This window comes from Cellulomonas sp. KU4C, from assembly GCF_056868065.1.
In genome coordinates this window covers 3,062,830-3,085,287 of record NZ_CP200322.1, presented here as the reverse complement: position 1 = coordinate 3,085,287, position 22,458 = coordinate 3,062,830, and the positions used below count along the sequence as shown (strand labels likewise).

Sequence of the window (22,458 nt, the reverse complement as noted above, 5' to 3'; positions counted from 1 at the left end):
GGTGGTCGAGAAGATGCGGGCGTGGAGCGACACCCGGGCGGCGGGCGACCTGGGCGACGGGCTCTCGGACGACGACGTGCTGACGAACGTGACGATCTACTGGCTCACCGGCACGATCGCGTCGTCGATGCGGATGTACGCCGCCAACGCCGCGATCCCGCCGGAGCAGCTCGGGCGGCGGGTCGAGGTGCCGTCGGGCTTCGCGCTGTTCCCCGCCGACATCCTGCGGCCGCCGCGCGCGTGGCTGGAGCGCACGACGCGGGTGGTGCGGGTCGCCGAGCCCGAGCGGGGCGGGCACTTCGCGGCCGTCGAGGAGCCCGAGCTGTACGCCCAGGAAGCTCCGGGAGATGTTCCGGCCGTACCGGGACGCCCTGCGCTGAACCTGTGTACGCTCGTACGCATGACACGCGACTACTTCGCCGGCGACCCGAGGACGAACCACGAGCGGATGCTCGCCGGGGACCTGTACATCGCCGACGACCCCGCGATCACCGAGGCCGTCCACCGCGGCATCCGGCTCGCCGCGCAGTTCCGCGACGCCTACGAGGTCGACCCCGAGGCGGCGCAGTCGGTCGTGCGGAGCTGTTCGGCGAGGTCGGGGAGGGCGGGTTCGTCCGCGCTCCCGTGCACGTCGACCTCGGCAGCCGCGTCACCATCGGCCCGCGGACGTTCGTCAACATGGGCCTGACCGCGCTCGACGTCGCCCCGATCAGGATCGGCGCGGACTGCCAGATCGGCCCGCACGTCCAGCTGCTCACCCCCACCCACCCGGTCGACCCGCAGCCCCGCCGCGACAAGCTCGAGGCCGCGCAGCCGATCACCATCGGCGACAACGTCTGGCTCGGCGGCGGCGTGATCGTGTGCCCGGGCGTCACCATCGGGGACAACAGCGTCGTCGGCGCCGGCTCGGTGGTCACCCGGGACGTCCCGCCGAACAGCGTCGCGGTCGGCAACCCCGCCCGTGTGATCCGGTCGATCTGACGCCGGCGACCGTGGGCACCCGCCGCAGCGACCCGGGCCGGCGCGACCGGATCGTCGACGTCACGCTGGACCTCGTCGCCGAGGTCGGCGTCGCCGGCGTGTCGCACCGCCGGATCGCCGCCCGCGCCGACGTCCCGCTCGGCTCGATGACGTACCACTTCGACGGGATGGACGCCCTGCTGCACGAGGCGTTCAGCCGGTTCGCGGACTCCGTCGCGCGCACGTTCGAGGCGCACCTCGGCGCCGCACACGACCGGGAGGCGGCCGTGGTCGCCGTGGTCGACCTGGTCCACGAGCTGTCCGACCCGGACGGCGACCGCGGGCGGGTCGTGACGTACGAGCTCTACACGCTCGCCGCGCGCGACCCGCGGTTCCGGGCCATCACGACCGCCTGGATGCGGCGGAGCCGGGCGGAGCTCGAGCGCCACTTCACGCCCGAGGAGGCCCGCCGGGTGGACGCCCTGGTCGAGGGGCTGGCGCTGCACCGTGCGCTCGACGAGCACCCCGCGGACCGGCGCACCACCGAGGCGGCCGTGCGGGCGGTGGTCGGCGGCCGCTGACCGGCGCCTGCGTAGGTGGTCGAGGGGGTGCCGGACTGCGACCGGTGCGTGGCAGCATCAGCGGGTGAGCACCGAGCCGACGCCCCCGCACCTGCGCGAGCTCGCGCTGCTGCGCCGCGTCCGGGACCGGATGGACCGCGAGTACGCGCAGCCCCTCGACGTCGAGGCGCTCGCCCGCGGCGTGCACCTGTCCGCCGGCCACCTGAGCCGCCAGTTCCGGGCCGCGTACGGGGAGTCGCCCTACGCCTACCTCATGACCCGCCGGATCGAGCGCGCGATGGCGCTGCTGCGTCGCGGCGACCTGAGCGTCACCGAGGTGTGCTTCGCGGTCGGCTGCCAGTCGCTCGGGACGTTCAGCACCCGGTTCACGCAGCTCGTGGGCGTGCCGCCGAGCACCTACCGGCGGCAGGTCGCCGGCGGAGACCGACCCGTCGCGGAGCCGCCGTCCTGCCACACGAAGCAGGTCACCCGACCGGTCAGGAATCGAGAAGCCCGCGACGCGGCGGCGACCCTAGCGTGGGCGACATGAACCTCACCATCCACTCCAGCTTCCTGCCCCACGACGACGCCGACGCGGCGCTGGCGTTCTACCGCGACCTGCTCGGGTTCGAGCTGCGGCTGGACGTCGGCTACGACGGCATGCGCTGGCTGACGGTCGGTCCGCCCGGGCAGCCCGACACCGCGATCGTGCTGACCCCGCCCGCGGTCGACCCGGGCATCACCGACGAGGAGCGCCGCACGGTGCTCGAGATGATGGCGAAGGGCACCTTCGCCGGCATCGTGCTCGCCACCCCCGACCTCGACGCCCTCTTCGACCGGCTGCAGGCGGCCGACGTGGAGGTCGTCCAGGAGCCCACCGACCAGCCCTACGGGGTCCGGGACTGCGCCGTCCGGGACGCCGCCGGGAACATGATCCGCATCCAGGAGCAGCGCTGACCCGCAGCGCGCCGACGCAAGGAGAGCCCGTGCCCGAGCAGGTCCACGCCGCCGACAGCCACGACCTGATCCGCGTCCACGGGGCACGGGAGAACAACCTCAAGGACGTGAGCGTCGAGCTGCCGAAGCGGCGCCTGACCGTCTTCACCGGGGTGTCCGGCTCGGGCAAGAGCTCGCTGGTGTTCGGGACGATCGCGGCCGAGTCCCAGCGGATGATCAACGAGACCTACAGCGCGTTCGTGCAGGGGTTCATGCCGAACCTGGGCCGCCCGGACGTCGACCTGCTCGAGGGCCTGACGACCGCGATCATCGTCGACCAGGAGCGGATGGGCGCGAACCCCCGGTCCACCGTCGGCACCGCGACCGACGCGAACGCGATGCTGCGGATCGTGTTCAGCCGGCTCGGGCAGCCGCACATCGGGTCCTCGCAGGCGTTCTCGTTCAACGTGGCGTCGATCAGCGGCGCGGGCGCGGTCACGTTCGAGAAGGGCGGGGTCACCACCAAGGAGCGCCGCGACTTCACGATCACCGGCGGCATGTGCCCGCGGTGCGAGGGTCGCGGCACCGTGCAGGACTTCGACCTCACCGAGATCTACGACGACAGCAAGTCCCTCATGGAGGGCGCGCTGACGATCCCCGGGTACACCGTGGACGGCTGGTACGGCCGGATCTTCACGCAGTCCGGGTTCTTCGACCCCGACAAGCCGATCCGCGACTTCTCCGAGCAGGAGCTGCACGACCTGCTGCACAAGGAGCCGACCAAGATCAAGGTCGAGGGCATCAACCTCACCTACGAGGGCGTGATCCCCAAGATCCGCAAGTCGATCCTCGCCAAGGACGTCGACGCGATGCAGCCGCACATCCGGGCGTTCGTCGAGCGCGCGATCACGTTCACCACCTGCCCGGACTGCGACGGGACCCGGCTGAACGAGGGCGCGCGGTCGTCGACCATCGACGGCGTGAGCATCGCCGACGCCTGCCGGATGCAGATCAGCGACCTCGCCGCGTGGGTCCGGGGCCTGGACGAGCCGTCGGTCGCGCCGGTGCTCACGGCCCTGGTGCAGACGCTCGACTCGTTCGTGGACATCGGCCTGGGGTACCTCTCGCTCGACCGGCCGTCGGGCACCCTGTCGGGCGGCGAGGCGCAGCGCACCAAGATGATCCGGCACCTCGGGTCGTCGCTCACCGACGTCACCTACGTGTTCGACGAGCCGACCATCGGCCTGCACCCGCACGACATCCAGCGGATGAACACCCTGCTGCTGCAGCTGCGCGACAAGGGCAACACGGTGCTGGTCGTCGAGCACAAGCCCGAGGCCATCGCGGTCGCGGACCACGTCGTCGACCTCGGGCCGGGCGCGGGCTCCGCGGGCGGGACGATCTGCTTCGAGGGCAGCGTCGCGGACCTGCGCACCAGCGGGACGCTCACCGGGCGGCACCTCGACGACCGGGCGCACGTGAAGCCCGAGGTCCGCACGCCCACCGGCGCGCTCGAGGTCCGCGGCGCGACCCGGCACAACCTGCGGGACGTCTCCGTCGACATCCCGCTCGGGGTGCTGACCGTCATCACCGGCGTCGCGGGCTCCGGCAAGAGCTCGCTGGTGCACGGCTCGATCCCGCGCGGCGCCGGGGTCGTCTCCGTCGACCAGGGTGCGATCCGCGGGTCCCGGCGCAGCAACCCCGCGACCTACACCGGGCTGCTCGAGCCGATCCGCAAGGCGTTCGCCAAGGCCAACGGGGTCAAGCCCGCCCTGTTCAGCGCGAACTCCGAGGGCGCGTGCCCGACGTGCAGCGGCGCGGGCGTCGTCTACACGGACCTGGCGATGATGGCCGGGGTCGCGACCACCTGCGAGCTGTGCGGCGGCAAGCGGTTCCAGGCCGCGGTGCTCGACTACCACCTGGGCGGCAAGGACATCAGCGAGGTCCTGGCGATGCCGGTCACGGAGGCCGAGGAGTTCTTCCGCGCCGGTGACGCCCGCATCCCGGCGGCGCACGCGATCCTGCAGCGGCTCGCGGACGTCGGCCTCGGGTACGTGTCGCTCGGCCAGCCGCTGACGACGCTGTCCGGCGGCGAGCGGCAGCGGCTCAAGCTCGCCACCCACATGGGCGACCCGGGGGGCGTCTACGTGCTGGACGAGCCGACGACCGGCCTGCACCTCGCGGACGTCGAGCAGCTGCTCGGCCTGCTGGACCGCCTGGTCGACTCGGGCAAGTCCGTCATCGTCATCGAGCACCACCAGGCGGTGATGGCGCACGCGGACTGGATCGTCGACCTCGGGCCGGGCGCCGGGCACGACGGCGGGCGGGTGGTGTTCGAGGGCACGCCGGCGGACCTGGTGGCGGCGCGGTCGACGCTCACGGGGGAGCACCTCGCGGCGTACGTCGGGGGCTGACCGGCGGGTCGGCCGAGCGGTGCACCCGTTCGTGGGGCTGGCCTGCACAGCGGGTGCACAGCAACTAGGCTCGCGGGGCCGCGCCCGGTTCGTCCGGGTTGCTCCGTTTGCACACCGATCGATGGGTTCCCGTGAAGACTCCGTACGTCGCCGTCACCGGCGCGCTCGCCCTGTCCCTCGTCCTGGCCGGCTGCTCGGGTGGTGGTGAGGAGCCGAAGGCGGCGCCCGCGGCCGACTCCACCGCCTCGTCCGGCACCGAGCGCTCGAAGGGTGACAGCGGGACGTCGGGCGCGCTGCCCGTGAACCACGACGTCGAGGCGGTCGACTTCGGCGAGCCGCAGGCGGTCACCGGTCCCGGCACCGCCCTCGCGCTCGGCGCGCCGGCGTGGCTCAACCAGACCTACACCGGCGCCGACGGCGCCGAGGCCACCGGCGGCGTGGGCGTCAGCGTCCTCGGCATCCAGAAGCTCGACCCGAAGCTGTTCGACCAGTTCTCCAACGCCGAGGAGTTCGAGGGCTACACGCCGTTCGGCGTCGTCGTGCAGCACCAGTGGCTGTACGAGATCCCGGCGGACACCACGCCCGAGACGATCGACCTGTTCCCGCTGGGCCGCGACGGCGCCGACGTGCAGTACCTGACCAGCGGCTTCGCGTTCTCGGGCCCGGGGGACAGCTGCGGCCTGCAGCTGCCCGACTACGACGAGGAGAACCAGATCGCGGTCTCCTGCTTCGTCGCCCTGGGGGAGTCCGAGCCCGTCACCGCCGCCGAGTACAACGGTGAGTCCTACACCTCGTTCATGGCGTCCGCCGACAACGCCTACTTCCCGGCGCCCGTCGTCTGGCAGTGAGGTGACCCGGTGCGGGCGCACGACGGCGTCCGCCCGCACCGGTTCCACCCCGGGTGTCCTCCCGGACGGGTGTCGTGCGTCGTCCGGGTGACAGGTGACCACACCGAGGAGGAACCATGACGTACGTGACGATCGTCCGGGTGGGCGCGGACGCCGCCCCCACCGCCGCCGAGGCCGACCCGACCCGCTGGGCCGAGCGGGCGGACCGCGAGGGGCGCCGGGAGGGGCACAGGCTGGCCGACGCGGACGCGGCGACGACGGTGCGGGTCCGCGACGGCCGCACGCTGGTGACCGACGGCCCGTTCGCCGAGTACAAGGAGCTGGTCGGCGGGTTCGACGTCCTCGACGTCGACGACCTCGACCACGCGCTCGACCTGGCCGCCGCGCACCCGGTCGCCCGGTTCGGCGCGATCGAGGTCCGCGAGGTCGTTGCCGCCCGGGGCACCGCGGGCACCGCCGCCCTCGCCGCCGAGGACGCGGGAGCGGGCCACTACCTGCTGCTGCTCGCCGAGCAGGCCGGTGCGCCGGAGCCGTCGGACGGGTCCGCCGGGCTGCGGTTCGGCCCCGCCGCCGAGGCCCGCACCGTGCGGGTCCGCGACGGGCGCACCGAGGTCGTCACCGGCCCCTACGCAGGCACCCCGGACCAGATCGGCGGTGTCGCGCTCGTCGTCGCCACGGACCTGGACGCCGCGATCGAGGCCGCCGCCGCCCACCCGGCCGCCCGCGTCGGTGCGGTGGAGGTCCGGCCCTTCTGGCAGCCGTGACCGACGTCGAGGGCGCGCTGACCGGCGCGTTCCGCGACGAGTGGTCCCGGGTGGTGGCCGCGGTCATCCGGATCACCGGCGACTGGTCGCTGGCCGAGGACTGCGCCCAGGACGCGTTCGCCGCGGCCTCCATCGCCTGGCCGCGGGACGGGGTGCCGGACCGGCCGGGCGCGTGGCTCACCACCGCCGCCCGCCGCCGAGCCCTGGACCGGCTCCGCCGCGCCGGGGCGGAGCAGCGCCGGCTCGTGCAGGTCGCGACGCTGGCCCCGCCCGGTGCCGCGGCGGTCGGGGCGGTCGCGGGTCCCGCGTCCGAGGCCGACGAGCCGGCGGCGGTGCCCGACGACCGGCTGGCGCTGATCGCCACCTGCTGCCACCCCGCGCTCGCGCAGGACGTGCAGGTGGCGCTCACGCTCCGGACGGTCTGCGGGATGCCCGCGGACGAGATCGCCCGCTCCTGGGGGGTCTCCGAGGCGGCGATGGCCAAGCGCCTGGTGCGGGGCCGGCGGAAGATCGTCGACGCCGGCATCCCGTACCGGGTGCCGTCGGCCGACCGGCTCCCGGAGCGGCTCGACGGGATGCTCGCGGTCGTGTACCTGACGTTCAACGCCGGGTACACCGCCGGCGCCGGTGCGGACGTCGAGCGTGCCCGGCTCGCGGACGAGGCGGTGCGGCTCGCCGGACTCGTCGCCCGGCTGGTGCCGGACGACCCCGAGACGCACGGGCTGCTGGCCCTGGTGCTGCTCCAGGACGCACGCCGGGCGGCGCGCACGGACGCGGCCGGGGACCTCGTGCCGCTCGAGGAGCAGGACCGGACGCGGTGGGACGCCGACCGCACCGCCGCGGGACTCGCGGCGCTGGCGGACGCCGAGCGGCTGGTGCGCGACGGGGGGCGGCGCGGCGCGTACCTCGTCCAGGCCCGGGTGGCCGCCGAGCACGCGCGGGCGGCGTCGGTCGCCGCGACGGACTGGCCCGCGGTCGCCAGGCACTACGCGGACCTCGTCGCCGTCGCGCCGTCGCCGTTCGCCGAGCTCGGCCGCGCGGTGGCGGTGGCGATGGCCGACGGACCCGACGCGGGGCTGCGCGTGCTCGCGGCGGTGGCACCGGACCCGAGGCTGCGGGGGAACCCGTACGTGGCGGCGACCCGCGCGGACCTGCTGCGCCGCGCGGGTCGCACCGCGGAGGCGGCCGACGAGTACCGCGTGGCCCTCGCGCTCGTCACCGACGCGACCGAGCGGCGGTACCTCCGGCGTCGCCTCGGCGAGGTGAGCCCCGAGGTCGGGTGAGCCCCTGCGCCGGGTGAGCCCGGGCGCTGGGTGACGGGCGCTGGGTGACGGGCGCAGGGCCCTCAGTCCACGGGGCCCGCCGCAGGGTCGAGCTCGTCCGTCGCGTGCACCCGGTCGAGCTCGCCGGGGTCCAGCCGCTCACAGCCCCACCATCGCCATGCCGGCGTCGTCGTAGCGGTTGCCCTGGACGCCCACGGCGCCGGCGAGGGCGTCGAGCCCGGCGACGTCGTCGGCGGACAGCGCCACGGCGGTCGCGCCCGCGTTCTCCTCGACGCGCTCGATCCGGCGGGTCCCGGGGATCGGCACGACCCACGGCTGCTGGGCGAGCAGCCACGCGAGGGCGATCTGCCCCGGGGTGGCGCCGCGGGACGCGGCGAGCTCCCGGACCCGGTCGACCAGGGCGGCGTTGGCGGCCCGGTTCTCGGCCGAGAACCGGGGGACGCGGTGCCGGATGTCGCCCTCCGCGAAGGTCGTGCCGGCGTCGACCGTGCCGGTGAGGAACCCCTTGCCGAGCGGGCTGAACGGGACGAACCCGATGCCGAGCTCCGCGCAGGTCGGCAGCACCTCCGGCTCGGGGTCGCGGGTCCACAGGGAGTACTCCGACTGGACGGCCGTCACCGGGTGCACGGCGTGCGCGCGCCGGATCGTGCCGGCCCCGGCCTCGGACAGCCCGAAGTGGCGCACCTTGCCCGCGGCCACGAGCTCCCCGACGGCGCCGGCCACGTCCTCGACCGGGACGTCCGGGTCGACGCGGTGCTGGTAGAAGAGGTCGATCGTGTCGGTGCGCAGCCGGCGCAGCGACGCGTCCGCCACGCGACGGATCTGCTCCGGGCGGCTGTCGGTGCCCTGCATCCGGCCGTCGGCGATGTGCCAGCCGAACTTGGTGGCGATCGTGACCTGGTCGCGCAGGGGCGCCAGCGCCTCGCCGACCAGCTCCTCGTTGACGTACGGGCCGTAGACCTCGGCGGTGTCGACGAACGTGACGCCGCGCTCCACGGCGCCGCGCAGGACCGCGATCATCGCGTCCCGGTCGCCGGGGTTCGGGCCGTAGCTCTGGCTCATGCCCATCGCGCCGATCCCGACGGCGGACACCTCCAGACCCTGACCGAGCAGACGACGGTGCATGGGGCGACCTCCTGGTGCGTGGGGCGGGCGGAACGGTTCGTCCTCGACGCTACGACCGCCGCGGGGCGGTGGCGCGTGCGGCGACGGGCCCTGTCGTGACGGGTACCGCCAGGGCCCCCCTCGCTCCGGTCGCCGGTCGCCGGTCGGCGTCGACGCCTACCGTGGGGGGATGGACAACCGTGACGAGGTCCGCGACTTCCTGCGGTCGCGCCGGGCCCGCATCAGCCCCCAGCAGGCCGGGCTGCCGGACTACGGCGGCCACCGCCGGGTGCCGGGGCTGCGTCGCGAGGAGGTCGCGATGCTCGCGGGGGTGTCCGTCGACTACTACGTGCGGCTCGAGCGCGGGAACCTCGCCGGCGCGTCCGACAGCGTGCTGGAGTCCGTGGCGACCGTCCTGCGGCTCGACGACGCCGAGCGCCGCCACCTGCGCGACCTCGCCCGCGCCGCCGGACCGGGCAGCGGCCGGCCGCGTCGCCGCCCGGGGGCCAGGACCGTGGGCCTCAGCGTCCAGGTGATGCTCGACGCGATGACCGAGGCCCCCGCGGTGGTCCGCGACGACCGGCTCGACATCGTCGCCTGCAACGCTCTCGCCCGGGCGCTGTACGCCCCGCTGTTCGACGACCCCGGCCACCGGCCGAACCACGCACGGTTCGCGTTCCTCGACCCGCGGGCGCGGGAGTACTGGGTCGACTGGGAGCGGGCCGCGGACGACACCGTCGGGGTGCTGCGGTCCGCCGCGGGGCGGGACCCGTTCGACGGCGACCTGACCGCGCTGGTCGGTGAGCTTCTCCACCCGCAGCGAGGAGTTCCGCACCCGGTGGGCCGCGCACCACGTGCACCTGCACACCGGCGGGACGAAGCGGATCCAGCACCCGGTCGCCGGGCGGCTGGAGCTCATGTACGACTCGATGACGATCGCGGCGGCGCCGGGGCTGACGATGCTGGTCTACACGGCCGCGCCGGGCAGCGGCACTGCCGACGCCCTCCGGGTGCTGGCGAGCTGGGCGGCGACGCAGCCGGTCGACGCGACCACCCCGCGCCGGGTCTGACGGGGCCGACGGCGTTTGCTCGGTCCCGTCAGGCGCCGGCCGGCTCCCGCAGCACGGGCCAGGCGCCGTCCGAGGAGTTCGCGACCACCGTGACCGTCACGCCGGTGACCGGGTCGTGCCGGGTGCGCGCGGACACGCCCGCGTCGTAGCCCTCCAGGACGAGGTCGGGGGAGTCCGCGCCCAGCCAGAACCCGAGGCCGTACCGCATCCCCTCGGACTCGACGGTGCTGACCGGCTCGACGAGCGCGGCGAGCGTGCCGGCGCCCACGACCCGGTGCGCGAGCACGGCCCGCCAGAACGCGGCGAGGTCGTGCGCCGTCGTCACCAGGCCGCCGTCGCCGCTGCCGCGCACGGGCAGGTGCAGCACGTTGGTGCGCAGCCCGGTCGGGTGCAGGTACCCCAGCGCGACGTCGCCGGGCAGCTCGTCGGTGCGGGGGTAGCCGGTGCGGGACATGCCCGCGGGCTCGAGGACCCGCTGCCGGACGAGCTCGGTGAACTCGGTGCCGGTGAGGCGCTGCGCCACGAGGGCCAGCAGCACGAAGCCGGAGTTGTTGTACGCGAACCCGGCACCCGGAGGCGCGACCTGCGGGTGCCCGTCGAGCACCGGCAGGTAGGCCTCGACGTCGTCCAGCAGGTGCACCGGCACGGGCAGGACGTGGTCGGTGATGTCGCTCGCGACGTTCTCGTCCAGGTAGTCGCCGATGCCGGAGGTGTGGCTCAGGAGGTGCCGGACCGTCACCGCGTCGTCGACCAGCGGGAGGTCGGAGTCGAGCACCGCGCGCACCGGGTCGTCGAGGCCGATCCGCCCCTCCTCGACCAGCGACGCGACGGTCAGCGCCGTGAAGCCCTTGGCGACGCTCGCGACGCCGAACCGGTGGTCCACGGTCGCCGGGATGCCGTGCGCCCGGTCCGCGAGCCCGTACGCCTGGGCGAACACCACCGTGTCGCCGACGTCGACCCGGATCACGCCGCTGAAGCCGGTGGCGAGCGCCCGCTCGTGCAGGGCGGCCCCGTGGCGGGCGGCGTCGTGTCGTGCGGCGTCGTGGCGTGCAGCGTCGTGTCGTGCGGCGTCGTCGCGGCTCATGCGTCCGACTCTAGGGACGGGGGCGAGCCGGGCCCAGCGGATTGCTGCCCGGGGCGGTCAGCGGCCGTACATCGCCGCGACGTGGCACCCGTCGGGGGTGCGCGCCCGCCGCTCGACGTCGTTGAGGTAGCGGACCACGATCGCGTACGACCGGAAGAACCCGACCTCGGTGTACGGCACGCCGAGCTCGGCGCAGTACTCGCGGACGATCGGCTGGACCCGCTTGAGGTTGGGTCGCGGCATGCTCGGGAACAGGTGGTGCTCGACCTGCCGGTTCAGCCCGCCCATCATCAGGTCGACGGCCCAGCTGCCGCGGATGTTCCGGGACATCAGCACCTGCCGGCGCAGGAAGTCCACGCCCGCGCCCGGCGGCACGATCGGCATGCCCTTGTGGTTCGGCGCGAACGCCCCGCCGAGCAGCACGCCGAACACCGCGAGCTGGACGCCCAGGAACGCCGCGGCGATCCCCGGGGGCAGCAGCACGAACAGCACGACGACGACCACGAGGAGGCGGCCCAGCAGCAGCGGCGCCTCGACGGCGCGGTGCCGCATCGGGCGTCGGCTGAACAGGGCCCGCACGCTCGACACGTGCAGGTTCAGTCCCTCGAGGGTCAGCAGAGGGAAGAAGAACCAGCCCTGGTGCCGGGCGAACCAGCCGCGCCAGCCGTGCCGCGTCGCCATCACCGCGGGGGTGAACGCGATGACACCGGGCGCGATGTCCGGGTCCTCGCCCTCCTGGTTGGGGGCGGTGTGGTGCGCGTCGTGCTTCGTGGTCCACCACCCGTGGCTGAGCCCGACCAGCAGGTTCGCGACGATCCGCGACGTCCAGTCGTTCCAGCGCAGCGACCGGAACACCTGCCGGTGCGCGCTGTCGTGCCCGAGGAACGCGAGCTGGGCGAGCACGAACGCCATCGCCGCCGCGACGGCGAGCTGCCACCAGGACGCGCCGACCAGCACGACGGCCACCCAGACCGCGGCGAACGCGGTCAGGGTGAGCGCGAACCGGGTCACGTAGGCGCCGGGTCGACGGCGCAGCAGCCCGGCCTCCCGCACCCGGCGGGCGAGCACCGAGTAGTCGTGGGTCATCCGCTGCTGCGCGCCACGTGCCGGCCGGGTGGTGTCGTCGGCCTGCTGCGTGGTGGGGCTGGTGGTCATGTGCCGTCCGATCGCCCGCGACCCACCGACGGTGGCTCTGCCGCGACCGTACGCCACCCGCGGCCCGAGCGGGAGACCAGTGGCCGGATCGGGACCCCGGGGTTACGTTCGGGACGTCCGCGGCCGTGGAGCCGCGCGGCAGGACGGCACGGGCGCCAGGACAGGACGCTGCCGTCCCACCTGGTCACAGGAGCGAGAGCGCCATGTACCTGCACGTGCAACGACTCATCCACGACATCGTCCCCGACGAGCCGGACCCGGCCGCGGCCAACGCCCTCCAGGAGGGGCTCGGCGGCCAGTTCGGCGAGATGCGGACGATGATGCAGTACCTGTTCCAGAGCATGAACTTCCGCGGACCGACCGGGAAGCCGTACCGCGACCTCCTGCAGGGCATCGGCACGGAGGAGATCAGCCACGTCGAGCTGATCGGCACGACCATCGCGCGGTTGCTCGACGGCTCGCCGCGGTACCAGGGCAAGAAGACCGACCCGCTGGACCAGCCCGGCTCGGGCGGCGCGACGCCGCTGGGTATCGCCCTGGACCAGAGCAACATCCACCACTACCTCGTCGCCGCGCAGGGCGCGCTGCCCGTGGACGCCGCGGGCAACCCGTGGAGCGGCTCGTACGTCTACAACTCGGGCAACCTCGTGCTCGACCTGCTCTACAACCTCATGCTGGAGTCCACGGGCCGGCTGCAGAAGTGCCGGATCTACGAGATGACGGACAACAAGACGGCACGGTCGACGATCTCGTACCTGATCGTCCGCGACCAGGCGCACGAGAACGCCTACGCCCGCGCGCTCGAGACGCTCGGCGTCGACTGGGCGAAGGTGCTGCCGATCCCGAGGACGAACGCCGAGAAGTTCCCCGAGGTGAAGAAGCTCGTCGACCTCGGGCTGCAGAGCAAGCAGTACACGTTCGACCTCACGGCCGAGTCGGAGGCCGGGAAGATCTACCAGGGCATGTCCCCGTCGAAGGACGGCACGGAGCTCGACGCGAGCGAGCAGGCTCCCGCCGGCGTGCCGATGACGATCGCCGAGGAGCGGTTCGAGGAGTTCTCCCCGGGCCTGGACACCGACCTGCTGGCGCTGATCCAGGCGACCGCCGACCTGGAGATGGCCGACGTCCAGCCGCTGTTCGGCCCGGTGGCCCCCACGAGCTGACCCACTGCCCGGTCGAGCTGCTCAGGTCCGCCGCGTCCCCTGCCGATGAGCACGGGGGACGTGGCGGACCTGCTGCGTCACCCCGACCCGCTGCCGAGAGGTGCTCGCGTGCCGTCCGCGCTGCCGACCGACCGTGCCGCACACGCGCGTCTGCGTCGCCGGGCGTGGCTGGTCACGTCCGTCGCGCTGGTCGTCGTCGGCTGGTGGGTGCTGAACATCGTGCTGGCGCAGCGCTCCGACGACCAGCAGGTCCGGGCGAGCGCCGCGTGGTCGTTCCTGTGGGCCGGCGTGTGGGCCGTCGTGGGCGGGTGGGCCTCGGTGCGCGCGTGGCGCCGGTCCCACGCGGCGCGACCGTTCACCCAGCAGCTCGGGGACCTCGGCCGGGCGCGTCCCAGCGGGGTAGCCCAGGGCGTGCCCGAGCTCGATGCGGAGGCCGGGCGTCACGTGGGCCTGACGGGGCAGGTCCCGCCACCAGGGCGGTGGTGAGCCTCAGGCCGACGCGCGCACCGTGAGCGTCAGCGGGACCCGGGCGGTGGCGGGCGGACGCCCGGTGCGCAGGAGCGCGTCGAGGGCGTCGACGGCGTGCCGGGCGAACGCCGTCTTGTCGAGGTCGAGGGTGGTGAGCTCGGGGGAGAGCAGGCCGCCGATCTCCAGGCCGTCGCACCCGATGACGGCGACCTGGTCCGGCACGGCGACCCCCCGGCGGGCCAGGCCCTTGAGCACCCCGGCGGCCATGACGTCGTTGTAGACCAGCACCGCGTCGAGGTCGGGCGCGGCCGTGAGCAGCCGCTCGGCCGCGTCGGCCCCGCCCCGGTACGTCTCGGGGGCGGCGACCTCCGAGCGCGCGTCGCGGTGCAGCCCGAGCGCGTCGAGCCGGTCCCGGTACGCGGCGTGCCGGGGGGCGCCGGGCAGCTGGTCGCTCGCCACGAGGCCGATCCGCCGGCGGCCGTGCGCGACGAGGTGGTCGACCGCCGCGCGCACCCCGCCCGCGTGGTCGACCTCGACCAGCGCGTCCACGGCCGGGTGCGGGGTGCCGTCCAGCATCACGGTCGGGATGCCGAGCAGGCCGCCGCGCAGGTCCTCGAGCGGGATCAGCCCCACGGTGCCCTCGCGGCACCCGGTCAGCACGAGCGCGTCGACGCGGGGGAGCAGCGCCTCGATCCTGCTCCGGGAACCGGCCTCGTCGTCGCCGAGGTCGCACAGGACGACGTTCCAGCCGCGCTCCGCCGCCGTGCGGGTGAGCGCGGAGGCCATCTCGGAGTAGTAGGGGTTGCTGAGGTTCTCGACCAGGAAGCCGACGGCGACGCCGCTGCCCCGGACCAGCGCCTGCGCGGCGCGGTTCGGGCGGTAGTGCAACCGCCGCGCGGCCTCGAGCACCCGCTCGCGGGTGGCGTCGCTGATGTCGGCCATCCCGTTCAGCGCCCGCGTGACCGTCTGGCGGGAGACCCCGGCCTCGCGGGCGACGTCGAGGATCGTCGCCGCGCCCGGGGTCGTTGCCATGCGGAGCACCTTACGGCTACGGTCGACGCCGTGAACGTTCACGGCGGTGCGACCGCGACCCGGCCGACGGCCGCCCGACCGACCGCGGCGCTCCGGCGCGCGCGGGCCGGCGTCATGATGCTGTTCTTCACCAACGGCGCGGTGTTCGCCGGGCTGCTGCCCCGGTACCCCGAGGTGAAGTCCGCCCTGGACCTGAGCAACGCCGGGCTCGGTCTCGCTGTGGCGATGTTCCCGCTGGGGGCGCTGATCGCCGGGCTCGGCGCCGCTCCGCTGCTGCGCCGCTGGGGCTCCGGCACCGTCGCCGTGGCCGGGACGCTGGTCACCGCCGTCGCGATCCTCGTCGCGGGCACAGCGCCGGTCGTGGGGCTGCTGTTCGCCGCGCTGTTCGTCGGCGGGGCGATGGACGCGATCACCGACGTCGCCCAGAACGCCCACGGCCTGCGCGTCCAGCGTGCGTACGGACGGTCGATCCTCAACGCGTTCCACGCGCTCTGGTGCGTCGGCGCGGTCACCGGTGGCACCCTCGGCGCGGTCGCGGCCGGCGCCTCGGTCCCGCTGCCCGTGCACCTCGGCCTCTCGGGCGTGCTGTGCGCGGCCGTCGCGGTGGTCGCCCGCCGGATGCTGCTGCCCGGAGCCGACACCCCGCAGGACGAGGCGACCGCCGACGCCGACCCCGCGGCCGGTCCGGTGCCGGCGGTCCGCACCGCGCGCCGGGCGCGCCTGGTCCGCTGGGCGACCCTCGCGGCGCTGGTCCTGATCGCGTCCACGGGCATGCTCGTCGAGGACGCCGGGGCCACCTGGGGCGCGATCTACCTGACGGAGTCGCTCGGGGCGACGGCGCTCGTCGGCGGCACCGGGTTCGTCGCGCTCCAGGCGATGCAGTTCGTCGGCCGGATCGTCGGGGACCGGCTGGTCGACCGGTTCGGGCAGCGCGCCGTCGCGCGGGCCGGGGGCGTACTGGTCGCCGGCGGCATGGGAGCGGCGCTGGCCATGCCGACGGTGTGGGGCACGGTCGTCGGGTTCGGGCTCGCGGGCCTCGGCGTCGCGACCCTGATCCCCGCCGCGATGCACGCCGCCGACGAGCTGCCCGGCCTGCGCCCCGGCACCGGGCTGACCGTGGTCGGCTGGCTGGTGCGGCTCGGCGTGCTGATCTCGCCGCCCGTCGTCGGGGCGGTCGCCGACGCGACGTCGCTGCGGGCGGGCCTGGTCGTCGTCCCGCTGGCCGGCGTCGCGGTGGTGCTGCTCGCCCCCGTGCTCACCACCCGCGCCGCCACCGCGCCCGCGATCGACTGACCGCACCCGCACCCGCACCCGCACCCGCACCCGCACCCGCACCCGCCCGACTCGCCGCCCCGCTGCCGACGAGTGGTCACGACACGCGGGGCGCCCGCCGCATCGTCCAGCGTGTCGTGACCACTCGTCAGACGGGCGGGGCGGGAGTGGGGAGGGAGGGGGCGGCGGCAGGGGGCACGGCAGGGGGCCTCGGCAGGGGAATTTCCCGGGTGGCCTGCGCATTGAGGAGGGTGGAGACCCGCCCGCGAATAGCGTTCCGACGACGGGCCGCGAGGAATCGCGCGAATGCGGATGTTATAATGGTGGTCGCATTGCGGTCCCGGGACGCCCCGGGTTCTGCGTCCGGGCGTCGCCCGGCACCTCCCAGGTTCGCTGCCGTCCCCGGCAGCGGCAGGCGCGTGCGACACCTCCTCGACCGCCGCGGTGCGACGGTTCCCGGATGAGAGAGCGAGCCTGATGACCGAAGTGATCGCCGGTACCGACGCGGACCAGAACCCCACCACCGACTCCTCGTACGTCCTCACCACCGACGAGGACGACGCACCTGCGCCGATCGTCTCGGCGGCGGGCGCGTCGGCTGACCCCGTCAAGGACTACCTGCGCATCATCGGCCGGGTCGCGCTGCTGACCGCCGAGCAGGAGGTCGAGATCGCCCGCCGGGTCGAGGCCGGGCAGTTCGCCACGCACCTCCTCGAGGAGGGCATGACGCACCCGGGCGCGACCGAGCGCGAGCTCACGCTGATCGCCGCCGACGGCCGTCGCGCCAAGTCGCACCTCGTCGAGGCGAACCTGCGCCTGGTCGTCTCGATCGCCAAGAAGTACACGGGCCGCGGCATGCTGTTCCTGGACCTGATCCAGGAGGGCAACGCGGGCCTCATCCGTGCGGTCGAGAAGTTCGACTACACCAAGGGCTTCAAGTTCTCGACGTACGCGACGTGGTGGATCCGGCAGGCAATCACCCGCGGCATGGCCGACCAGGCGCGCACCATCCGCATCCCGGTGCACATGGTCGAGGTCATCAACAAGCTCGCGCGCGTCCAGCGGCAGATCTTCCAGACGACCGGCCGCGAGGCCACGCCGGAGGAGCTGGCCAAGGAGCTCGACCTCACGCCCGAGAAGGTCGTCGAGGTGCAGAAGTACGGCCGCGAGCCCATCTCGCTGCACACCCCGCTCGGCGAGGACGGCAACAACGAGTTCGGCGACCTGCTCGAGGACTCCGAGGCCGTCTCCGCGAGCGAGGCCGTGACGTTCACGCTGCTCCAGGAGCAGCTGCAGCAGGTCCTCGACTCGCTGTCGGAGCGGGAGGCCGGCGTCGTGTCCATGCGGTTCGGCCTGTCCGACGGCCAGCCGAAGACGCTGGACGAGATCGGCAAGGTCTACGGGGTGACGCGCGAGCGCATCCGGCAGATCGAGGCCAAGACGATGTCGAAGCTTCCGGCACCCCTCGCGGTCGCAGACCCTGCGCGACTACCTGGAGTGACCGGGACGCGCTGAGCACGAGAGCGCCGGCCCGCGGGTGACCGCGGACCGGCGCTCTCGTCGTGCGTCAGGCGGTGCGGACGACCATCTTGCCGGTGTTCGCGCCGCGCATCATGCCCAGGAACGCGTCCACGGCGTGGTCGATGCCGTCGACGACCGTCTCGTCGTAGGCGATCTTGCCGTCGGCGAACCAGCCGGTCATCTGCTCGCGGAACGCGGGCGCGTGCTGGAGGTAGCCGCCGAGCGTGAAGCCCTGCACGGTCAGGCCGCGGGTGATGATGTTCGCCAGGTTGTCCGGGCCGGGGGCGCGGTCGGTGGTGTTGTAGCCGGTGATGGCGCCGCAGAGCGCGAGCCGCCCGCCGGGGTTCATCACGTCGAGGGCCGCCTCGAGGTGGTCGCCGCCGACGTTGTCGAAGAACACGTCGACCCCGTCGGGCGCCAGCGCGGGCAGCTGCTCGCGGACCGGGGCGTCGCGGTAGTTCAGGGCCGCGTCGAAGCCGTACTTCTCGGTGAGCAGCGCGACCTTCTCGGGGGAGCCGGCGGAGCCGATCACGCGGCCGGCGCCGAGCAGGCGCGCGATCTGCCCGGTCGCGGTGCCGACGGCCCCCGCGGCGCCGGACACGAACACGGTGTCGCCGGGCTGCAGGTGGGCGATGGCGGTGAGGCCGACGTAGCCGGTCATGCCGGTCATCCCGAGGATGCCGAGGTGCAGCGACAGCGGGGCGCCGGGGATCTCGGGCACGACGCGGAAGGCGGTGGCGTCGTCCTGGACCACGTCGCGCCAGCCGAGCTGGTGCAGCACGACGGCGCCGACGGGGACGTCCTCGACGGTCGACTCGACGACGCGGCCGACGGCGCCGCCGGTCATCGTCTCGCCGAGCGCGTACGGCGGGGTGTAGCCTTGACGTCGTTCATCCGGCCGCGCATGTACGGGTCGACGGAGATGAACTCGTTGCGGACCCGGACCTGCCCGGGCTCCAGGTCGCCGTAGGTGACCTGGACGGTGCGGAAGTCCTCGGGGGTGGGCCACCCGGACGGGCGGTTCACGAGCTGGATCTGGGTGCTGACGGCGTGCGACATCGAGGGTTCTCCTGCGGGACGTGCGGGTGGGACGGGTGGGGCGGGGTGTCAGCTCAGGCGACGAGGCCGACGACCAGCGCGACGACGCCAAGCAGCGGGAGGACCGCCTGCTTGAGCGCGGCCGAGGTCTTGGTGCGGTCGGACAGCATGAGGACCAGCCCGGCGGCGACCATCGAGCCCGCGCCGGTGAGCACCAGCGTGGCGCCGACGGCGGTGTGGCCGGCGGCGACGACGACGATCCCGACCACCACGGCGATCGCGAGGAACAGGTTGTAGAACCCCTGGTTGAACGCGAGCGCGCGGGTGGCCTCGGCCTCCTCGCGGGTGGTCCCGAAGGTGGCGCGGGCGCGGTCGCTCGTCCAGAGCACCGACTCGAGCACGAAGATGTAGACGTGCACGAGTGCGGCGAGGCCGGCGAGCACGAGTCCGGTGGCGATCACGAGGGGCTCCTCTGCGCGGGCGCCGGAGCGCCTGGTTTCTGAACTGACTGATCCACTATATACTGGACCGGTCGGTGCACAAGTGGAGGTGGTCGTGGGACGCGCGCAGACGTTCGACACGCAGCAGGTCGTCCGGGCGGCACGCGCGGTGTTCTGGGAGCAGGGCTACGAAGCCGCGGCCCTGCCCGCGCTGGAGCAGGCGACCGGGCTGAACCGGTCGAGCATCTACCACGCCTTCGGCAGCAAGCGCGGGCTCTTCGACGCGGCCGTCGAGGCTACCTCGACGAGGTGGTCCGGCCCCGGCTGCGGCCGCTCACCCTCGACGGTGTTGCACCCGACGCGCTCGAGGTCTATCTGCGCGGGCTGCGTCGGGCGCTGGAGGACGCCGCCTCGTTCACCGCCGCGCACGGCTGCCTGCTGATCAACGCGGCCGGGGCGCCGATCGCGCACGACCAGACCGTCCGGGACACCGTGGCGGCCTACCGCGGCGAGATGCGGGACGCGGTCGGCCGGGGCGTGCGCGCCCGGTTCCCGCAGGCGTCGGACGCGGAGGTGGCCCGGGTCGCCGACACCTGCGCGGCCCTCGTCGTCGCCGCGCTCGCGCTCACGCGGGTCGACAACGCCGGGGCGCTGCAGAGCCTCGACACGGCGCTCGCGCTGATCTGACCCGCGCGGTGCGGTGCGGGGTCACGCCCGGTGCGCCGCGCGGGCGAACCGCTGCGCCAGCCGGTCGAACTCCTCGGCGAGGGCGGGCGGGCCGACCACCTCGATCTCCACGTCGAACCGGGCGATCGTCGCCGCGAGGCCGGCCCACGACCACGCGCCGAGCACGAGCCGGCAGCGCTGCGGGCCGACTGCCTCGAGGGTCCCGTCGTGCGCGAACGGCGCGACGGCGGCGGCCGGCGCGTCGAGCAGCACCTCGCCCCGGCACGGCCAGGCCGACCCCGGGCCGTCGGCGCCGCGGAACCGGGCGTCCAGGTAGGCGGTGACGTCGCCGCCGGGGACCTCGCGCGGCGTGAACCGCGCACCGCCGGGGGAGCGGGGTCGCACGCGGTCGACCCGCAGCGTGCGCCAGTCGTCGCGGTCCAGGTCCCACGCCACCAGGTACCAGCGGCCGCCGCGGGTCACCAGGTGGTGCGGCTCGACCCGGCGGGCCGCACGGGCCTCGGCGGGGTGCTGCGACGGGTTCGCGTAGTCGAGACGCAGCACCTCGCGGGCGTGGATCGCGGCGCCGACCGCCGCGATGACGGCCGGGTCGACGGGGTCGGCCGGCAGCGTGGACTCCACGGGCAGCGCGTCCACCCGGTGCCGGAGCCGGGCTGGCAGTACCTGGCGGAGCGTGCGCAGCGCCCGCTCCGCCGCCTCGCCGATCCCCGCTCCCGACGCGGTCGCGCCCCGCAGTGCCACCGCGAGCGCCACGGCCTGGTCGTCGTCGAACAGCAGCGGCGGCAGCGTGGAGCCGGCGTCGAGGCGGTAGCCGCCCTCGCGCCCGCGGGTGCTGGTGATCGGGTAGCCGAGCGCGCGCAGGCGGTCGACGTCGCGGCGCACGGTCCGGTCGGTGACGTCGAGCCGGCCGGCCAGCACGCTCGCCGGCCAGTCCCGGCGCGCCTGGAGCAGCGAGAGCAGGGACAGCAGGCGGGACGAGGTCGTCGGCACCCGTCCAGTGTGCCGCGGTATCCGGACCGTTCCTGACCGGATGGGCTGGCACCGTCGTCCGTGCCGAGCCCGACCGGGCCGGCGCGCACCGACCGAGGAGACGCGATGTCCCTGTCCACCACCACCCACATCAACCTGCGCGGCGACGCCCGGGCGGCGCTCGAGCACTACCGCGAGGTCTTCGGCGGCGAGCTGACGATCGCCACCTACGCCGACGCGGGCGCCGCCTCGGGCCCGGACGACGCCGACCTGGTCCTGTGGGGGCAGGTCGAGTCCGCCGACGGGTTCCGCGTCATGGCGTACGACGTCCCGGCGCACCTGCCGTGGGAGCAGGGGACCAACGGGTACTTCGTCTCCGTGCGCGGGACGGACGCCGCCGTGGTCGAGGCCCGGTGGGAGCGCCTCGCCGCCGGTGCGGGGGCCGCCGTCGTGGTGCCGCTCGGGCCCGCGGGCTGGTCGCCGCTGTACGGCATGCTGCGCGACCGGTTCGGGGTCGTGTGGGTGCTCGACGTCGCCGTGGCGTACGACGGGGCGTGACCCTCGCACGGCCGGTCGCCCGCGCTCCGCGCACGACCGGCCGTGCTCCCGGGCGGGGACGCGGCACCGTGCCTCAGGCCCGGTACACGTCCACGACCACGAGGTCGACCCGGACCAGGCTCGCCGGCAGCGTCGGTGCGCCGAGGGTGTCCCGCAGCTGGGCCACCACGACGCGGCGCACCTCGTCGGCGAGCGGCAGCAGCGCCTCGCCGAACGCCGCGCCGACGTGCACGGTCACCTCGGTCAGGGCGTGGTCGTCGTCGGTGTCCAGGGTGATCCGGTGCGGGCGGGCGCGGGTGCGGCCCTCGATGGCGTGCCGCACCACCGCGGTCAGCACCGAGCCGGCGACGAAGAACGTCCCGGCGGCGTGGCGGGCTCGGACGGGCGCGGACGGGCGGACGGCGGACCGGATCTTCGCCACGAGCGACGCGCGGGCCTGCACCCAGCCCGCGTCGGTGTGCTCGCGCAGGGTGCCGGCGGCGCGGGCCAGCAGGTCGTCCACGCCGTCGAGGTCGTCGTCGTCGGTCATCGCCATCTCTCGAGCCTCCGTCCGAGCGTGCGGCGCGCACGAGCCAGCTGGCCCCGCACGACGGTGGGTGTCGTGGCCTGGGTGGACGCGATGTCCTCGTAGCTCAGGCCCTCGACGGCGAACAGGATCCAGCATGCCCGCTGCAGCGGCGGCAGGGTGTCGAGGGCCGCGGCGAGCGCGGACCTCAGGTCGGTGTGCAGCAGGTGGGCGGTCGGGTCGTCGTCGTCGGCCGGCGCCGGGGCGTCCAGGACGAGGTCGGTCGGCTCGGGCACGCGCCGGCGCAGGCGGTGCCGCACGACGTTGGCCTGGATCCCGAACAGCCAGGTCTTCAGGCTCGACTCCGCGCGGAACCGGGGCAGTCCCGTCCACGCCGCGCTGAGGGCGTCCTGGACGCAGTCCTCGGCCTCGCCGGAGTCGTGCAGCATCCGGCGCGCGTAGCGGTAGAGGGCCGGACCGTGCAGGTCGACGATCGCGACGAACGCGTCCCGGTCGCCCAGGGCGGCCTGCCGCGCGAGCTCGGCCTCGTCGTCGGGAGTCATCGCGGGGCGCGCCCCCTCGGACGCTCCGTGTGACGCAGGTCACATCGTGCGCCCCGTGAACTTC

At 74.5% G+C, this 22,458-nt stretch carries 20 protein-coding genes and 5 pseudogenes; 16 read left to right on the top strand and 9 right to left on the bottom strand.

Going from position 1 to position 22,458, the window contains the following annotated elements; translation table 11 throughout:
- Positions 1–400 precede the first annotated feature (400 nt).
- From AC1VL8_RS14655 to AC1VL8_RS14620, 8 genes and pseudogenes are all read left to right on the top strand, one after another.
- Positions 401–981 (top strand): annotated as a pseudogene (locus AC1VL8_RS14655) (sugar O-acetyltransferase).
- A gap of 11 nt (positions 982–992) precedes the next feature.
- Positions 993–1,541 (top strand): TetR/AcrR family transcriptional regulator, encoded by a 549-nt coding sequence (locus AC1VL8_RS14650; protein WP_389229194.1) that lies wholly within the window; start codon positions 993–995, stop codon positions 1,539–1,541.
- A gap of 64 nt (positions 1,542–1,605) precedes the next feature.
- A complete protein-coding gene (locus AC1VL8_RS14645; protein WP_483075680.1) occupies positions 1,606–2,070 on the top strand; it encodes a helix-turn-helix transcriptional regulator in 465 nt (154 codons plus the stop codon).
- A complete protein-coding gene (locus AC1VL8_RS14640) occupies positions 2,067–2,477 on the top strand; it encodes a VOC family protein (protein WP_389229188.1) in 411 nt (136 codons plus the stop codon). The genes AC1VL8_RS14645 and AC1VL8_RS14640 overlap by 4 nt, the downstream gene beginning before the upstream one ends.
- Positions 2,478–2,506: 29 nt before the next feature.
- Positions 2,507–4,870, top strand: coding sequence for an ATP-binding cassette domain-containing protein (locus tag AC1VL8_RS14635; RefSeq protein WP_483075679.1), 2,364 nt, complete (start codon positions 2,507–2,509; stop codon positions 4,868–4,870).
- A 131-nt stretch (positions 4,871–5,001) separates the two neighbouring features.
- A complete protein-coding gene (locus AC1VL8_RS14630; RefSeq protein ID WP_389229176.1) occupies positions 5,002–5,718 on the top strand; it encodes a hypothetical protein in 717 nt (238 codons plus the stop codon).
- A 116-nt stretch (positions 5,719–5,834) separates the two neighbouring features.
- The gene (locus tag AC1VL8_RS14625) at positions 5,835–6,482 is read left to right on the top strand and encodes a YciI family protein (RefSeq protein WP_483075678.1); all 648 of its coding nucleotides are present in this window, start codon (positions 5,835–5,837) and stop codon (positions 6,480–6,482) included.
- Complete coding sequence (locus AC1VL8_RS14620; RefSeq protein ID WP_483075677.1) at positions 6,479–7,765, top strand: RNA polymerase sigma factor; 1,287 nt, start codon at positions 6,479–6,481, stop codon at positions 7,763–7,765. The genes AC1VL8_RS14625 and AC1VL8_RS14620 overlap by 4 nt, the downstream gene beginning before the upstream one ends.
- Before the next feature lie 138 nt (positions 7,766–7,903).
- Here AC1VL8_RS14620 and AC1VL8_RS14615 read toward each other — a convergent pair whose 3' ends face one another.
- Positions 7,904–8,890, bottom strand: coding sequence for an aldo/keto reductase (locus tag AC1VL8_RS14615; protein ID WP_483075676.1), 987 nt, complete (start codon positions 8,888–8,890; stop codon positions 7,904–7,906).
- Between AC1VL8_RS14615 and AC1VL8_RS14610 the strand changes: the two are divergent.
- A pseudogene (locus AC1VL8_RS14610) lies at positions 8,889–9,623 on the top strand (helix-turn-helix transcriptional regulator); the annotation flags it as partial. The gene AC1VL8_RS14615 and the pseudogene AC1VL8_RS14610 overlap by 2 nt on opposite strands.
- A gap of 344 nt (positions 9,624–9,967) precedes the next feature.
- On the opposite strand, the gene AC1VL8_RS14605 reads toward AC1VL8_RS14610, so the two are convergent.
- Together AC1VL8_RS14605 and AC1VL8_RS14600 are read right to left on the bottom strand one after the other, a co-directional pair.
- The gene (locus tag AC1VL8_RS14605; protein ID WP_483075675.1) at positions 9,968–11,023 is read right to left on the bottom strand and encodes a serine hydrolase domain-containing protein; all 1,056 of its coding nucleotides are present in this window, start codon (positions 11,021–11,023) and stop codon (positions 9,968–9,970) included.
- Positions 11,024–11,080: 57 nt separating this feature from the next.
- The gene (locus AC1VL8_RS14600) at positions 11,081–12,178 is read right to left on the bottom strand and encodes a fatty acid desaturase family protein (RefSeq protein WP_483075674.1); all 1,098 of its coding nucleotides are present in this window, start codon (positions 12,176–12,178) and stop codon (positions 11,081–11,083) included.
- Between the two features lie 203 nt (positions 12,179–12,381).
- On the opposite strand from AC1VL8_RS14600, the gene AC1VL8_RS14595 reads away from it, so the two are divergent.
- Positions 12,382–13,341, top strand: a complete 960-nt coding sequence (locus tag AC1VL8_RS14595) for a manganese catalase family protein (RefSeq protein WP_483075673.1) — start codon at positions 12,382–12,384, stop codon at positions 13,339–13,341.
- A gap of 45 nt (positions 13,342–13,386) precedes the next feature.
- Positions 13,387–13,827, top strand: a complete 441-nt coding sequence (locus AC1VL8_RS14590) for a hypothetical protein (RefSeq protein ID WP_389229147.1) — start codon at positions 13,387–13,389, stop codon at positions 13,825–13,827.
- Between the two features lie 3 nt (positions 13,828–13,830).
- Here AC1VL8_RS14590 and AC1VL8_RS14585 read toward each other — a convergent pair whose 3' ends face one another.
- Entirely contained in the window at positions 13,831–14,841 is a 1,011-nt protein-coding gene (locus tag AC1VL8_RS14585; RefSeq protein ID WP_483075672.1) for a LacI family DNA-binding transcriptional regulator, read from the bottom strand.
- Between the two features lie 30 nt (positions 14,842–14,871).
- On the opposite strand from AC1VL8_RS14585, the gene AC1VL8_RS14580 reads away from it, so the two are divergent.
- Together AC1VL8_RS14580 and AC1VL8_RS14575 are read left to right on the top strand one after the other, a co-directional pair.
- Positions 14,872–16,134: an MFS transporter gene (locus tag AC1VL8_RS14580; RefSeq protein WP_483075671.1), complete on the top strand. Its 1,263-nt coding sequence runs from the start codon at positions 14,872–14,874 to the stop codon at positions 16,132–16,134.
- 528 nt (positions 16,135–16,662) lie between these two features.
- Positions 16,663–17,614: pseudogene (locus AC1VL8_RS14575) on the top strand (RNA polymerase sigma factor); the annotation flags it as partial.
- Between the two features lie 66 nt (positions 17,615–17,680).
- On the opposite strand, the pseudogene AC1VL8_RS14570 reads toward AC1VL8_RS14575, so the two are convergent.
- Together AC1VL8_RS14570 and AC1VL8_RS14565 are read right to left on the bottom strand one after the other, a co-directional pair.
- Positions 17,681–18,693 (bottom strand): annotated as a pseudogene (locus AC1VL8_RS14570) (NADP-dependent oxidoreductase).
- A 53-nt stretch (positions 18,694–18,746) separates the two neighbouring features.
- The gene (locus AC1VL8_RS14565; protein ID WP_483075670.1) at positions 18,747–19,133 is read right to left on the bottom strand and encodes a DUF1304 domain-containing protein; all 387 of its coding nucleotides are present in this window, start codon (positions 19,131–19,133) and stop codon (positions 18,747–18,749) included.
- On the opposite strand from AC1VL8_RS14565, the pseudogene AC1VL8_RS14560 reads away from it, so the two are divergent.
- Together AC1VL8_RS14560 and AC1VL8_RS14555 are read left to right on the top strand one after the other, a co-directional pair.
- A pseudogene (locus AC1VL8_RS14560) lies at positions 19,123–19,341 on the top strand (hypothetical protein); the annotation flags it as partial. The gene AC1VL8_RS14565 and the pseudogene AC1VL8_RS14560 sit on opposite strands and share 11 nt — an antisense overlap.
- An 80-nt stretch (positions 19,342–19,421) precedes the next feature.
- A complete protein-coding gene (locus tag AC1VL8_RS14555) occupies positions 19,422–19,799 on the top strand; it encodes a hypothetical protein (protein ID WP_483076284.1) in 378 nt (125 codons plus the stop codon).
- A gap of 21 nt (positions 19,800–19,820) precedes the next feature.
- On the opposite strand, the gene AC1VL8_RS14550 is transcribed toward AC1VL8_RS14555, so the two are convergent.
- A complete protein-coding gene (locus AC1VL8_RS14550) occupies positions 19,821–20,789 on the bottom strand; it encodes a helix-turn-helix transcriptional regulator (protein ID WP_483075669.1) in 969 nt (322 codons plus the stop codon).
- 105 nt (positions 20,790–20,894) lie between these two features.
- Here AC1VL8_RS14550 and AC1VL8_RS14545 point away from each other — a divergent pair, with 105 nt between their 5' ends.
- A complete protein-coding gene (locus AC1VL8_RS14545; RefSeq protein ID WP_483075668.1) occupies positions 20,895–21,326 on the top strand; it encodes a VOC family protein in 432 nt (143 codons plus the stop codon).
- A 73-nt stretch (positions 21,327–21,399) separates the two neighbouring features.
- On the opposite strand, the gene AC1VL8_RS14540 is transcribed toward AC1VL8_RS14545, so the two are convergent.
- Together AC1VL8_RS14540 and AC1VL8_RS14535 are read right to left on the bottom strand one after the other, a co-directional pair.
- Complete coding sequence (locus AC1VL8_RS14540) at positions 21,400–21,861, bottom strand: hypothetical protein (RefSeq protein ID WP_483075667.1); 462 nt, start codon at positions 21,859–21,861, stop codon at positions 21,400–21,402.
- Positions 21,852–22,394 carry an RNA polymerase sigma factor gene (locus AC1VL8_RS14535; RefSeq protein WP_483075666.1) on the bottom strand — a complete coding sequence of 181 codons (543 nt, stop codon included), beginning with the start codon at positions 22,392–22,394 and terminating at the stop codon, positions 21,852–21,854. Before AC1VL8_RS14535 ends, AC1VL8_RS14540 begins: the two co-directional genes overlap by 10 nt.
- Between the last annotated feature and the right edge of the window lie 64 nt (positions 22,395–22,458).

Coding starts and splice junctions, on each gene's coding strand:
- AC1VL8_RS14590 (WP_389229147.1), top strand. CDS start 13,387: ATGAGCACGGGGGACGTGGCGGACCTGCTGCGTCACCCCGACCCGCTG.
- AC1VL8_RS14540 (WP_483075667.1), bottom strand. CDS start 21,861: ATGGCGATGACCGACGACGACGACCTCGACGGCGTGGACGACCTGCTG.
- AC1VL8_RS14535 (WP_483075666.1), bottom strand. CDS start 22,394: ATGACTCCCGACGACGAGGCCGAGCTCGCGCGGCAGGCCGCCCTGGGC.
- AC1VL8_RS14600 (WP_483075674.1), bottom strand. CDS start 12,178: ATGACCACCAGCCCCACCACGCAGCAGGCCGACGACACCACCCGGCCG.
- AC1VL8_RS14605 (WP_483075675.1), bottom strand. CDS start 11,023: ATGAGCCGCGACGACGCCGCACGACACGACGCTGCACGCCACGACGCC.
- AC1VL8_RS14640 (WP_389229188.1), top strand. CDS start 2,067: ATGAACCTCACCATCCACTCCAGCTTCCTGCCCCACGACGACGCCGAC.
- AC1VL8_RS14585 (WP_483075672.1), bottom strand. CDS start 14,841: ATGGCAACGACCCCGGGCGCGGCGACGATCCTCGACGTCGCCCGCGAG.
- AC1VL8_RS14595 (WP_483075673.1), top strand. CDS start 12,382: ATGTACCTGCACGTGCAACGACTCATCCACGACATCGTCCCCGACGAG.
- AC1VL8_RS14615 (WP_483075676.1), bottom strand. CDS start 8,890: ATGCACCGTCGTCTGCTCGGTCAGGGTCTGGAGGTGTCCGCCGTCGGG.
- AC1VL8_RS14545 (WP_483075668.1), top strand. CDS start 20,895: ATGTCCCTGTCCACCACCACCCACATCAACCTGCGCGGCGACGCCCGG.
- AC1VL8_RS14625 (WP_483075678.1), top strand. CDS start 5,835: ATGACGTACGTGACGATCGTCCGGGTGGGCGCGGACGCCGCCCCCACC.